This is a genomic window from Bacillus sp. SRL543 (assembly GCF_984799205.1).
On the sequence record NZ_OZ481794.1, the window covers coordinates 3406743 to 3419991 of the forward strand.

Sequence of the window (13249 nt, forward strand, 5' to 3'; positions counted from 1 at the left end):
TATGGTAGTGATTGAACTGCTTGCTCTAAAGGAGGGATACATATGGATCGCATGTACAGAGTATTGGGATTCTGGACGGGCATATTTGCTGTCATGTTCTTCTTGGGGGACATGTACACAACGTCTCTAATCTTCTTCGGCCAAACAGGATTTTTCCTGCTTCTAAGCTATTTGAAGCTTTCCGAACGTATGTATATTTATATTTTTGGCGCTTATTTAACCGTTTTCTTTGTTGGCTTCACATATTGGTCAACTTTTATGATGACCCCAGGAGCCGGAGGGCACTAATTTGCGCAAAAGAAAAAGCGATGGATTTCCATCGCTTTTTTTTATGTTCCTGCCCCCAGCCCTTTCGTCTGCACGATGCTATGAAAGGCAGCGCTCATCCCGGAAGGCATGATCAGCTGCCTGATCGCCCTGTTCCGCCTGCTGGCTGCAGAAAAGGGATTGTGATCAAAATGATTTTGGAGGTCCTCCAGGATTCCGCATGCAAGAAGGAATTCATCCTGCCTGTATTTCCCTTCAAGTTTCAACCCCTGCTTCGCCCCCTCCCGTATGAACGAGTCGAAATGAACATGGCTGGTTATGTCCATTTTGCCGGGGCAGCTTAAGAAATCATGGATCAGCCTGTGATTTGAATAGCCTCTCAAGCTTCCTCTTTTCCTGGCAGGCTCCATCAATTCTTCATCTGTATATCCATAATCTACAGTCAATACAATCCCCCTCTGAAGCATGGCAGAAATGGAAGAAATCATTCCGGTCATCCTTAGGGGGATTTCCATGCGCTGTTTCTCTTTTAGCTTAAGGCCATTGTCCCTTAAATAGGCCATAACCGCGGGGTCCTCCAGAGGAACAGGCTCTTCCTTGAGCTCCCCGCTCTCCATCGCGACCATGATTTCCACCAGGCTCCCCTGCTGTTTTTCTACCACTCTGACCGGCAGGGCATCGAACAATTCATTGGAAAAAATCAAACCGCAAAAAGGCATGAGCTCCTCAAGGGAATCGATCTGCACCACGCGGGCGCCTAAAAGAGAGGACTGCAGGCCTTTATGATATGGGCTTTCTTCCTTGATAAAATACGTGACAGGCTCCCCTGACAGTTTAGTCCACTCGTCAATGAATGCTGAAGCAAACCGGCCGTCACCTGCCCCGATCTCACAAACACAGGAAGGGAGCCCCTGCTTCTGTGTTTGGCGGAGATACCATTTGGCAATTGCCCTTCCATAGATATCCGATATATTTGCTGAAGTTATAAAATCCCCATTGCGGCCGATCTTCGGTCCTGGGACCATATAATAGCCTTTGTTTTTATCATATAGAGAGATATCCATAAACTGCTCAGCTGTTATCCTTCTTGATGGGCTGCTGCTGATGATTTGTGTCAAAAGTTCCAGCATCCTTTATCCCCGCCTTTTAATAATCAGAATCCATTAAGGAATGGATTGGAGTCCATTTCCTGTCCAATGTAAGTGGCAGGCCCATGCCCGGACAGGACCAGGGTATCCTCCGGCAGCACCAGAAGCTTGTCGTGGATGCTTTTCAGCAGCTTTTCCTGGTTTCCTCCGGGAAGGTCTGTCCTTCCTATGCTTCCGCTGAACAAAGCATCACCTGAAGCTGCCAGGCGGGCTTCGGGAAAGTAGAAAGAAACACTTCCAGGCGAATGGCCGGGCGTCTCAAGAATCCGGAACGAAAACGCGCCTATTTTCATTTCCTGATCTCCTGCAAGGAGATTCTCCGCAGGCCTTGCAGTCACCTTTCCCATCCTGAAAAACTGTGAACCGTTCAGGGAAGGGTCACGGAGCCATGAAGATTCCTTTTTATGAAGATAAGCAGGACAGCCGAATTCATCCCTGATTTCATCCAATGCCCCAATATGGTCAAAATGGGCATGTGTCAGCAGCACAGCAAGCGGCTTCAGCTTATTGCCCTTAATAAACCCTGCCAGTTTTGCCGCCTCTCCGCCCGGATCAATGATCAGGCAGGTTCCATCCTTCATCGATAGAACATAGCTGTTTGTCTGAATCGGTCCTAAAGGTATCTGTTTCCACTCCATTATTAAAAGCCTCCAGTTGAACATTTATTTATGTATATTTTACACTATTACCAGGACCACCTAAAGCTGATTGCATACTTCGGAAAAATATAAACAGGGGGACGGACAATGAAAATTGTTTATGCTGCGGAAGCTTCAAGCCTTATAGAGGAATTGCCGGAGTTTGATCTGCTGCTCAGAAATGAAACCAGCCTGAAGGATAAAGCAGGCACCTTATATCTGTATGAATCAGTACAAGATAGGGAAACAGCAGCTTTATTGCTGAAAGAAGGACACCTGCTCGAAGACGAGCATCTCCTCATAAGTCTTGCAGATGCCATTCCGGGGGAACATTTCAATGACTGCGGAATTTTTTCTGAAAATGGGGAACATTATCTTTGGAAGGAACTTGTTCTTCCATTTGCCATTACCGCCGGGGAGCCTCTCCAAAGGAAGATGGCCCTGATCCAATTTGAAGAGCATTTGGCTTCATCGGCCGCACATCCGAACGGGCGCATCTATTTTATCGAGGCGCACCTGAAGGAGCTGGCTTCTGGCATTGCACGGGCATACGACATAGAAGTGTCATTTTTAGACCTCGACAAATCGGGTAGATAAAATATATAATAATAACGAATGTAAACCATTACTTACATACAGATTTTAATAATCTGATCATCCGATAAAGGGGGCTTTTCAACATGGGCTTGGTCATTATCTTTGCTTTAGTTTCTCTGATGGCAGCATACGGCACTTTTTCTGCACTTAGAAACAAGAATCTCCTGGGAATTGTATTTGGGGGAGGCTCTTTTGCCGTTTTTGGCTGGTTTGCAGTTATGACTCTTATTCACCACGGTTTTCCGGCGGTACACTAATGCATTGAAAAAAGCTTCTGCCCTGCAGCAGGCTTTTTTCATTTCACAGAAAAACAGGGCTGCTTCAGGCAGCCCTGTTTTTCTGTTATTCCAATTCCTCCAGGCGGCTTTGCACCCTTGCCACCTTGTCTTCCATCTTCCTTGCAACATCGCGCCTGTCATCTATACGGATATTGGTTGCCGCGCGTACAAGCCCTTTTTCAAACGGCACTTCATGCATCGCTTCGATAACCTTGAATAAATCCGGCAGTTCACCTTCGATTAGCGTGCTCATAGGCGTAAGCTGAAATCTGATCAGCCCTTCGCTTTCATATTTCTTCAGCACTTTTTGGATATCTGCCACGTATGCACTGACACTTGGCGAATCTGATCCGATCGGGATAATCGTTACATCTGCAATAGCCACTTAAACCACTCTTTCAATCATATTCTAAAGCCCATAATGGGTTTCAATTGTATTGTAGACTTTTCCTCTATAAAACAAAAGTGAAACCTATTCTTTTTTCATAAGATCAAACGTTGTTTTATCGGTCATATTCAGCAGCTTCTCAAAATAGAACCCGTACAAACACCAGCTGCCCTCAGGGGAGCAGCCCAAAGGCACGTTCTCCATCCCCTCGAATAATATTTCTTTGGTCTCTTTGACCGGATTGTAGCTGATAAGGCTGAAACCTTCAGTGTAGGCGTCCGCTTCTGCACTGTAAAGCGGTTCAAAGGTATAAAAATTACCGGCGGATTGATCATATGCATAATAAGGGACCAGCCAGTCTGAATATCTTGTCAAATGCGGCATTGAAAAAGAAGATACAAGCTGGAAGCTTCTGTCATAGAACGTATACTCAGCCATCCCTTCCTGCTCGGGATCGACAGCAAGAGCCACAATGCCTTCAGGCAGGGCTTCTGCTTTAATCAGATCTTTAAGGACTGTTCGGGCCTCTCCCTCCTGCAGACCCATTCTTTTCATAGGAGCAAACAGCGAAGGGCTTTTCTCACTCCAATCCAGGAAAAACAGATCGTCCTTGGAGATCCATTGTGCAAAAGGCTCAGGCAGCCCGACTTTTTCGAGTTTCTTCTCGCTGATCCGAAGGCGGTACACTTGGAACTCCCAATCCTCATTGAACACTGAAAGCAGGAGGCTGTTCTCGTCAAAAGCATTCCATTCAACTGCAAGCTCATACAGCTCCATCGTTTCTTCTGCTAATTGGGCTCCTTCATGATCAATGATGGTTATGATGCTTTCAGCGCCGGACTGCGGCGATTGGATGAGAAGATATTTCCCTGATGGGCTGATTGTTACAGCAGCAATCGGGTCTTCACTCTCATAAATCGTGTTCTGCTTCCCTGATTTTATATTATGTGATATCACTTGTGTTCCTTCCTGTCCCGCGACAGTAAAGGCCAGAGTATGCTTTCCAATCCATCCATTGATGGATTGGATTTCCCCTTCTTCGACGGTTACAGGCTTCACCTTGAATTTGTCTTCCTGGTTTCCCTGCCCCTTGCCGGCTGTTTGGGGCGCAGATTGATCTTTCCCATTTTCTCCGCCATCCCGGCTCGAGGATTCGGGGCTGCACCCGAAAAGGATGAGTGTGGATAAAGCGAATACATACAGGAATGGGCCTAAAAGCTTAAAAAATTGGTGAGAGTCTTCATGTTTCATTCCACACATCCTTTTTCCCTTCTGCGGCCTTAAATGGTTTCTAAGCAAATTTTTCTTTTAGGTTACAAATATATTATATTTTAATAACAAAAAATTTAAAACTGATAATCAGCGAATATATGAATTACATATATATGGAAGCAAGAAAGATGCCGAGCGTTTCTTCATAAATTTCATCAAGCTGTGATAAAGGAAGCGGATTTATGCCTTTGCCCAGTTCAATCGTAAAGCCCGGCCTCTGGAATTCTTTTATAAACCAGTCCTTGTATCCGGCAAAACTGTCTACATACTGGATGGCTTCATAGCCGCTCACCCTTGAAAACTCGCTGGCCAGGACTTCAGATTCAGGCGGCTCCAAGCCCTCGTATCCCCAATAAAACTCCTCGCCCTGGGTATGGTAGGCAAGCATCCTGCCAAAGTCCCGCTCCTGCGCGAGTGACCACATCGCTTGAGCCTCTGGTTCTGTCAGAGGTGCGGTTCCCGGAAAATCCCTTGGTGCAGGAGCCTTCTCTTCCTTCCGCTCTTTTTCAACCTCCCACTTTGCCGGGAATTGATTATTCAGGTCCACTCCCCGTATATTGGCTTTCCAGCCAGTAAAATCTGTGCTGCCCCGGTTGATTTCTGCCAGTTCAGCTTCCATCCCTTCAGGAGGGCCTTCCAGGACAAGGTTCACCCCATCCGGGTTTACCATTGGTACAATGGACAGATCGACTGAATTATACAAAGGAAGCGTTGTCATTCCCCTTATGGGAGTGCTGTTGGTAAGAGAAAGCAGGAGTGTGTTCAACTGGAGCATCAATACAGATGTTGTGATCCATTCATTGGCATGGAATGAGGCATTCAGGTTCACCTTCTTGCTGCCATTGCCAAGCCTGATTTCATAGAGGGGCTTCCCAAGGACGCTCTCCCCGGCTGATCCGACCTTTATGAAGGGAAAAATATCTGCAAGCTCCCTGATATCTGCTTCCATCTGATCGAATGTATATTTTATCCGCCCGTTCACAACGGGGGAAACTGCCCTGGCAGGAATCAGGATTTCCTCTCCGGGCTGGAGCCTGTTCGGGTTTACATCCTGGTTCAAAAGAAGCAGTGCATCCACTGAAATGCCGAGGGACGCGCTGATTTTCCAAAAAGTATCATTTTCGCGGATTGTATAGGATTGTGCAGTAAAGCCGGGAATCGCTATTTCCTGGCCAATTTGCAGCCTTGCTGGATCTACACCAGGGTTGGAATCAGCCAAAAGGCCTGCAGGCACCCTGAAAAGCCTGCTGTAATACCAAAGCGAATCGCCTGATCGGACTGCTGCTTTCATGAAGATCCCCCTTTCCATCCTCTCATATGTATGACAGAAAGAAGCCAATCATTACGGCCTATAAAGGAAGGGGCTGCATTTTATCCTGCAGCCCCTTATTCCCGTGTAATTCAATTTTTGTTCTTTTGTTTGATATACGGAGAATCCTCATAAAACCTCAGGAGGTCGCCGTATATAATTTTGTCGGAATATTCAAGTTCACTTTTTGCTTTTTCTATATATGGCTCACAGGCTTCAGCATCCGCCGGTTCAGAGGTTTCCTTGCTGTAGCATGTGTCACGTGTATAAATGTAGTTATTTGTAATGAAGCTGCCATCCCTCAGTACTGTGAACTCCCGGCGGTCCTTTGCAAACAGATCTGCCCCGAACTCGATGTCATTCTTTGTATCAATGCCAAGGAGATGCAGAATGGTCGGCTTCAAATCGATCTGCCCGGAAACTTCCGGGACCGTTTTTCCCTCATGGCCTGGAATGTGTATGATGAGCGGGACCCTCTGCAGCTGGGTGCTTACAAAAGGAGTGACTTCTGTGCCGAGGAATTCTCCCATTGCTTTATTATGGTTCTCTGAGATGCCGTAATGGTCACCGTAAAGGATGATGATGGAATTTTCATATAAGCCCTCGTCTTTAAGCTTTTGGATAAAATCTTTAATTGCCTCGTCAGTGTAGCGGACAGTAGGGAAATAGTTATCAACTGTCTTGTTTCCGGACGTATAAGGTTCAATGAATTGATCTTCTTCCCCAAGCTCGAAAGGGAAGTGGTTGGTCAGTGTGATGAATTTTGCATAAAACGGTTTCGGCATTTCCTTTAAATGCTGGATCGACTGTTCGAAGAAATCGATATCTTTCATCCCCCAGCCGACTGAATTGGTTTCCGTCACTTCATAATCCGGAAGAGAGTAGAACCGCTGGTAGCCAAAAGAGTCATACATAATATCCCTGTTCCAGAAGCTTTTATTGTTGGCATGAAGTGACGCCGTATAATATCCGTTCTGGTTCAGGATCTCAGGCGTGGCTGCAAACTTGTTCCCGGAATGGGTGAAAAATACTGCACCTCTGCTGGGCGGGTAAAGTGAATTATCCACTAGGAATTCAGAGTCTGAGGTCTTCCCTTGAGCGGTCTGATGGTAAAAATTATTGAAATAGTAGCTTTCTTTGATAAAGTCATTTAGAAAAGGTGTGATTTCCTGCCCGTTGACTTTTTCATTTATGACAAAATTCTGTGTAGATTCCATTGAGATGAGAATGACATTCTTCCCTTTGGCGATCCCGAACATATCTTCATCCGGGGGGACATAGCTGGCGCGTGCGTAATTTCCTATATCGGCCAGCTCGCTCCCATCAGCCAATGCCCGCTGCGCCGACGATTTCGACTGCAGGAACACATCATAAATATGATAATTATAGGTGCCGATATTCTTGACCAGCATTTCTCTGTCAAAAGTCCGTGTCAGCAGCTGTGGGCGTTCTGTTTCCGCCAGCCCCAGGTTGAAAAAGGCAATGGCGATGCTGGCCAGGAAAAAGGCCCTCCGGTTCTTTTTGGAATACTCATGGAACGTCAGGATCTGCGGCTTAAAGATCATGATACCGGCCAAAAAAATGAAGTCTGCAAAATAAAGCAGATCAGATAAATTGATCAGCTCGCTCACGCTGCTTCCGAGATCGCTCATATTACTCGTTTGGAACAAAACCGGAACGGTCAGGAAATCATTGAAAAACCGGTAAAACACCACATTTGCAAAAAGGACCGCTGATATAATGAAGCTTGAGATCAGAACGTACCTGACTTGGTTTCTCTTCTTCATAAAAAGTCCCATTCCCAAAACAAGCATCAAAAAGCTCAGGGGATTGATCAGCAGGATCAATTCCTGTTTCCAGTTTTCAATTTTTATATCGAAGCTAGTTTTATAGGCGATATAAGTTTTAAGCCAAAGGATTGCTGCTGCTAAGCCAATCAGGTGGAGAGCAGGCCATCTTTTTTTCTCCAAAAAACAAACCTCCCTGCATTGCCGGATGACGGACAAGTTTTTGTTAAAATTTGGAAACAATAAGAATATCTTAATACTTTCTCAATAAAAAATCAATTTGCATTTAACATTCCGAATGTACAATGTAATATTGGCTGATCCCTTCTTACCCATCTTATTAGACGTTTCAAACAATGAAAGGTTTCCGGTTTGTCCTGTTCTGTTAAAAATGCTTCTTTAGTCCGATGACTGTCTCCCTCCCAAAAGGGGACTTTTTGATTCAATTTTAGGTTCTCCCTTTTCCCTTTCCTTAAATCGCAGAAAATCTTCCTGAATGCTCTGTTTTCATCAACAAAAAAACCTTCTGCACAGGCAGAAGGCTAATCTGGTCATTTATTTTTGATAAGCCAGGCAGCCCCGATGACTCCGGCATCATTGCCAAGAGTGGCAATATCGATTGATGTGGACTGGGCTACCCTCGGAAAAGCAAACCGGGCAAAGTGGGTTTTGACCGGGTCAAGAAGTATGCTTCCGGCTTTGGAAACACCGCCTCCGAGCACAATTTTCTCCGGATTCAGTGTATTGGCAATATTGGCCAGCACAAGCCCCAGATGGAAGGACACTTCTTCAATAACCTTCCCGGCTATGTAATCTCCCTGCCTTGCTGCATCAAAGACATCTTTAGCGGATAGGGCTCCATTATTCTTGTACAATTCGTGCAGCATGCCCCCATCTTGTGCCTTTTCCAGCTTCTCAAGCGCAATCCTTACAATACCAGTAGCTGAAGCAATTGTTTCCAGGCAGCCTGTTTTGCCGCAATTGCAAGGAGCCCCTCCTTCAGGAATGGCGGCAATATGCCCGATTTCCCCTGCCGCCCCGCTTGTTCCCTGGACTATGTCTCCATTGGCGATCACCCCTCCGCCGACACCTGTTCCAAGGGTGGCGCACACAAGGTCTTTTGCGCCGTCCCCGGCTCCCTTCCACATTTCACCCAATGCAGCACAATTGGCGTCATTGTCTATGATGACCGGCAAGGAGGTTTCCACTTCAAGCAGATCCTTTAAAGGATAATCATCTTTCCAGCCAAGATTTACAGTGTTATAAACTACGCCTGAAGCAAGATCTACCGGGCCAGGCGCCCCCATGCCGATGCCTGCGACATTTTCTTTGCTGTGATCCAGTTCTTCAAGCTTTTGATCAATCGCTTTGGCAATATTAATGGTAATATTCTTACCGAAATTAGAATTATCAGTAGGTATCTCCCATTTGTGAATAATTTCTCCGTAAAAATTCAAAAAAGCCAATTTGGTTGTCGTTCCTCCCAAATCCACTCCGATCAGCCATTTTTCAGCCATTATTTTCACCTTTTCCTTCTATTGATTGTTTTTATGGAGCAGCTGCCTTTCATGCCTGACGAGCAAAATGGCAGTCTGAAAATCCTTTGGGTCAATCAGCTGGGACTGCCGGAGCTCCATCAGCTCCTCTTCCATCAGCTCAAGGTCAGCCGACCTGTCGCCAATATAAATGAAGGTCCCATACTTTTTTAAAAATTGCTGTACATCATAAATGCTTTTCATTCTCAACCCTCTTACTATTGGTTTGCTTTCATATTTTTGCAGCGGTTACATCACTAAAAGTATAATCGAAAAACATGGCCATCTCAATGGAAATCCGCAGCTTGAAGCTAAACCGCGCTCCTTAGTTTATGGATAAGCAGATAAAGGACCCGATATTGGCCTGAAACCTATATCCTTCACAGCAAAAAGCCCCTCAAATAGAGAGGGGCTTTTCCAGTATATCCATATAGGCTTCACCGGTCCGGATCTTTGGGATGAAGAAACCGGGGCCGCCTGTTTTTCAGGGGGATCGGCGATCTGAGCAGAACATCCCTGAATGCCCGGAGATTAAACGGAAGAAATGGCCATAAATATGGAACTCCAAATGAATTAATCCTTGCAAGCATGAAGATCAGGAATGTTACCGCAATGATGAAGCCATATTCATGGAATGCCGCCGTAGCCAGCAGCAGGAAAATCCTTACAAGTCTGTTGGCAAGGCTCATTTCATAGCTTGGGGTTGAAAAAGTGCCGATCGCCGCAATGGCGAGGTACAAAACAACCTCATTGATAAACAACCCTACCTCTACTGCCACCTGCCCGATCATCAGCGCCGCAACTAGCCCCAAGGCTGTCGCAAGAGCGGAAGGCGTATGTATGGCAGCCATCCGGAGCATATCGAGCCCAAGCTCAATGATCAAGAACTGAATGATAAGAGGCAGCTCCCCCATTTCATTCGGCCCTATATAAGCAAGACTTTCAGGCAGCAATTCAGGCTTAATCGCCAGCAGATAATAAAAAGGCAGCAGGAAGATCGATGCCCAGACAGCCAGCAATCGTACAAAACGCAAATACGCCCCAACCATCGGCTTGTTCCGGTATTCTTCTGCGTGCTGAAGATGGTGCCAGTATGTGGTTGGGGTTATCATCACACTAGGCGAGCCATCAATCATGATGCACACATGGCCTTCGAACAGATGAGTCGCCGCTGTGTCGGGGCGCTCCGTATACCTGACCATTGGAAAAGGGTTCCAGTGCCTGCCCGAAATGAATTCCTCAACCGTTTTTTCCGCCATCGGCAGGCCGTCTGTATCAATCTTTGATAAAGCTTCCTTTATTTTCTTCACCGTATCCGGATCAGCGATGTCCTCGATATAGCTGACCACAATATCAGTCTTTGACCTTCTCCCTACCTGCATATATTCCATGCGCAGCGTACGGTCCCTGATCCGCCTCCGTGTCAGGGCAGTATTAAACACCAGCGTTTCAACGAATCCATCACGCGATCCCCTGACCACTCTTTCCGTGTCAGGCTCCTCCGGCCCCCTGACCGGATAGGTGCGTGCATCGATGAGGATGGCTTTGTCCACTCCATCGGCAAACAAAGCTGTAGGGCCCGCCAGTACAGCATCGACAACCTTGTCAAGGTCATCCAGAGTCTCTACCTCAACATACGGGATATAGGTTTTGACCAGCTTTGTCAGGGTGTCCCCTTCCAGCTGCTCTTTATCAAGGCTTGACAGCAGTTTCATCAGATAGTGAAGGATATCATCTTTTACAAATCCATCGACCAGATACAGCGCCATTTCCCTTTCTGCATATTCCACATCCAGCTGAATCACATCAAAGCTTTTATCAACCCCAAGCGCTTCTTTCAGGTAGGCGGTATTCTCCTTTAGAACAGGGCTGACACGCTTTTTATTTTCTTCCATACTCTACACATCCTGACAATATACACGTATTATTCCAAACGATAGTCTCATCATAGACAACGGATGGAAAAAACATACCATGCCAGGAAAATATCCAGCCTGCTTTCAGGATGAAATCATCAAAGCTGGATCCAGAAAAAAGGCACAGCTCTATTCAAGCTGTGCCTCGGTCCTGCTGATTTCATCCAGCAGGTGTTTATAGTCTTCTTGGGCCGGATTCAGTTGAATTGCTTTTTCGGCATACTCTTTTGCCTTTGCTGTGTCCTGCTCATTATAAGATATAACGGCGAGATAGTAATACGCCCCATCCAGATCAGGATGCTCATTAACAAGCTCCTCGAGCCTGTTCTTCGCCTTCACTGCTTCTCCCCTCTCCAGCTCCAGATAAGACAGAAGGAGCCGCATTTCAGCAGAAGAACTTTCAGAGCTTTCCACCCTTTCACTTACTAAGCTGTACGCCTTGTCATATTCCCTATTTTTGGTATATTCCTGCGCCATTACGAAAACAGATTCCTCATCAAGCTCACGGTCAGGACTGTAGCCGTAGGAAAGCCCGGTATAAATGACGGCAGACGCCAGAACAAGGAAAAGGAGCTGTATCCCGAATTTTCTTTTTTTTGGCAAATGGACCATACCGGCTGCAAGGAAGCCTCCTGCAAGGCCGCCAAGATGACCGGCATTATCAATGCCAGGTACAGAAAAACCAAAAAGCAGATTGATGCCGAGTACAATCAGGATGTTCAGCCCCATGGTCCTGAAGAAGAGCTTGGGCTGAATCAGGCCGAAATAAAGAAGTGCCCCGAAGCAGCCAAAAATGGCTCCGCTTGCACCTGCAGAAACACTTGAGTTGAACAGGAAGCTGGCAAGGGCGCCCGTGAAACCGGCCAGAATATAAATGAACAGGAACCGGGTGCTTCCATAAATCCTTTCTACAGCCGTCCCCAGATAATAAAGGGCCAGTGTATTCATGACAAGATGCAGCAGCCCGATATGAAGGACAACCGGTGTAAAGAAACGCCACCATTCCCCTTCTAATATGAGAGGATTGTATTTTGCCCCATATTGAATCAGCACAGAGGTTTTCTGGCTTCCTCCATTAGCTTCCAGCAAAAAGAACATGGCCACCTGGATGAAAATAAAAAGGTAGGTGAAAATCGGCCTGCCCTGATTAAAAACAGCCTTATCCGCTTTCACTTTATCAGCTGCATTCCCCAGGGCAGCACGCTTTACGTTTTCTATTTCGGCTTCTTCATATTCCTGCTTCAAGTCAAATGAAATGGAAGTCTTGAGGAGATCCCCTGCTTCCTTCAGCCCATCTTCATAGCCTGCCCGGTCAATCAGGATATTGGCCACCTTCGTTCTGCCCCCTTTCCCGGAGGGCGTATCCAGCCTGAATGTATAATCATCAACCGGCGGGTAGGCTGTTACATATATATTGAGGATCGTCAGCTCTCTTTTTCTGACTTGCTTCCTTATGTTTTCTCCATTTGCTGCTGTGAGGTCAATATCTCGCTGGAGGGAATTTCCCCAATCCAGATTTCTGCGCAGCAGCCTGACGACCTGTGTGTCCCTGCTCTCCAGTTTTTCGAGCCAGATTTCGTTCTGGTTCTTCGACATCTGCACAAGCCTGTAATCTTCTTCGGCTATCAAAAAATAGGCCAGCCTCCAAAATAAATAATCTTCCATGTAAACCAATGCTTCCCCTACTTTCTTTGGCAACTCCGGCGCATTTCTCCTCTTACACTATAGGCAATGCCCTCTCCTTTTGTCTAGCACCGGCTCCTGAACGTTCAGCAGTTATACATTTTTTCCTTATTTGCCCCCATCCTAAACGGACTTAAACATTTTCCCAAAATAAAAAGGCCCTTGCTGGACCTTTTTCCGGGCAGTTCCGGCAAGCTTACCAGCCTGTGTTTCCGGAGAAAACCGATTTCATCATTTTATTCCTTACTCCCGGTACATTCATCAATGAAGTGACAAACAGGCGGCGCAGGACAGTGCTTCCGAGTACTACATTCACCACGCGAAAACGGTTTTGATAAAGATAATATCCCCCGACGCCAATGGCTAATATGGAAATAATCCGTGACATATAACATCCCTCCTGAGATTATTTTTAACGAAAAACTCCATAT

Annotated in this window: 14 protein-coding genes; 3 read left to right on the plus strand and 11 right to left on the minus strand. The window is 46.2% G+C overall.

Translation table 11 applies throughout. The features are described 5' to 3' along the window. The first annotated feature begins 42 nt into the window (after positions 1 to 42). On the plus strand, positions 43 to 288 hold the full coding sequence (locus AC4E8B_RS17490; protein ID WP_009794909.1) for a DUF2626 domain-containing protein: 246 nt from the start codon (positions 43 to 45) through the stop codon (positions 286 to 288). A gap of 41 nt (positions 289 to 329) precedes the next feature. Here the strand turns inward: AC4E8B_RS17490 and AC4E8B_RS17495 are convergent, their stop codons facing one another. Together AC4E8B_RS17495 and AC4E8B_RS17500 are read right to left on the minus strand one after the other, a co-directional pair. Then, positions 330 to 1397: a class I SAM-dependent methyltransferase gene (locus tag AC4E8B_RS17495; protein WP_490214598.1), complete on the minus strand. Its 1068-nt coding sequence runs from the start codon at positions 1395 to 1397 to the stop codon at positions 330 to 332. A 23-nt stretch (positions 1398 to 1420) separates the two neighbouring features. Beyond that, a complete protein-coding gene (locus tag AC4E8B_RS17500) occupies positions 1421 to 2053 on the minus strand; it encodes an MBL fold metallo-hydrolase (RefSeq protein ID WP_490214599.1) in 633 nt (210 codons plus the stop codon). A gap of 108 nt (positions 2054 to 2161) precedes the next feature. On the opposite strand from AC4E8B_RS17500, the gene AC4E8B_RS17505 reads away from it, so the two are divergent. Both AC4E8B_RS17505 and AC4E8B_RS17510 read left to right on the plus strand, forming a co-directional pair. Then, positions 2162 to 2650 carry a hypothetical protein gene (locus AC4E8B_RS17505; RefSeq protein ID WP_490214600.1) on the plus strand — a complete coding sequence of 163 codons (489 nt, stop codon included), beginning with the start codon at positions 2162 to 2164 and terminating at the stop codon, positions 2648 to 2650. An 83-nt stretch (positions 2651 to 2733) separates the two neighbouring features. Next, a complete protein-coding gene (locus AC4E8B_RS17510) occupies positions 2734 to 2907 on the plus strand; it encodes a DUF2759 domain-containing protein (protein ID WP_490214601.1) in 174 nt (57 codons plus the stop codon). Between the two features lie 85 nt (positions 2908 to 2992). Here the strand turns inward: AC4E8B_RS17510 and AC4E8B_RS17515 are convergent, their stop codons facing one another. The 9 genes from AC4E8B_RS17515 to AC4E8B_RS17555 all read right to left on the minus strand — a co-directional run bounded on the left by AC4E8B_RS17515 (position 2993) and on the right by AC4E8B_RS17555 (position 13206). Beyond that, on the minus strand, positions 2993 to 3313 hold the full coding sequence (locus tag AC4E8B_RS17515; protein ID WP_490214602.1) for an MTH1187 family thiamine-binding protein: 321 nt from the start codon (positions 3311 to 3313) through the stop codon (positions 2993 to 2995). Positions 3314 to 3400: 87 nt separating this feature from the next. Then, positions 3401 to 4567: a YqgU-like beta propeller domain-containing protein gene (locus AC4E8B_RS17520; RefSeq protein ID WP_490214603.1), complete on the minus strand. Its 1167-nt coding sequence runs from the start codon at positions 4565 to 4567 to the stop codon at positions 3401 to 3403. A 124-nt stretch (positions 4568 to 4691) separates the two neighbouring features. Further along, the gene (locus tag AC4E8B_RS17525; RefSeq protein WP_490214604.1) at positions 4692 to 5879 is read right to left on the minus strand and encodes a M14 family metallopeptidase; all 1188 of its coding nucleotides are present in this window, start codon (positions 5877 to 5879) and stop codon (positions 4692 to 4694) included. Between the two features lie 110 nt (positions 5880 to 5989). Further along, positions 5990 to 7867 carry an LTA synthase family protein gene (locus tag AC4E8B_RS17530; protein ID WP_490214605.1) on the minus strand — a complete coding sequence of 626 codons (1878 nt, stop codon included), beginning with the start codon at positions 7865 to 7867 and terminating at the stop codon, positions 5990 to 5992. A 368-nt stretch (positions 7868 to 8235) separates the two neighbouring features. Beyond that, positions 8236 to 9201: an ROK family glucokinase gene (locus AC4E8B_RS17535; protein WP_490214606.1), complete on the minus strand. Its 966-nt coding sequence runs from the start codon at positions 9199 to 9201 to the stop codon at positions 8236 to 8238. A gap of 18 nt (positions 9202 to 9219) precedes the next feature. Further along, on the minus strand, positions 9220 to 9423 hold the full coding sequence (locus AC4E8B_RS17540; RefSeq protein ID WP_490214607.1) for a YqgQ family protein: 204 nt from the start codon (positions 9421 to 9423) through the stop codon (positions 9220 to 9222). A gap of 233 nt (positions 9424 to 9656) precedes the next feature. After that, complete coding sequence (locus AC4E8B_RS17545; RefSeq protein ID WP_490214608.1) at positions 9657 to 11114, minus strand: spore germination protein; 1458 nt, start codon at positions 11112 to 11114, stop codon at positions 9657 to 9659. Between the two features lie 150 nt (positions 11115 to 11264). Next, positions 11265 to 12800 carry a rhomboid family intramembrane serine protease gene (locus AC4E8B_RS17550; protein WP_490214609.1) on the minus strand — a complete coding sequence of 512 codons (1536 nt, stop codon included), beginning with the start codon at positions 12798 to 12800 and terminating at the stop codon, positions 11265 to 11267. Between the two features lie 214 nt (positions 12801 to 13014). Then, positions 13015 to 13206, minus strand: a complete 192-nt coding sequence (locus AC4E8B_RS17555; protein ID WP_490214610.1) for a hypothetical protein — start codon at positions 13204 to 13206, stop codon at positions 13015 to 13017. Between the last annotated feature and the right edge of the window lie 43 nt (positions 13207 to 13249).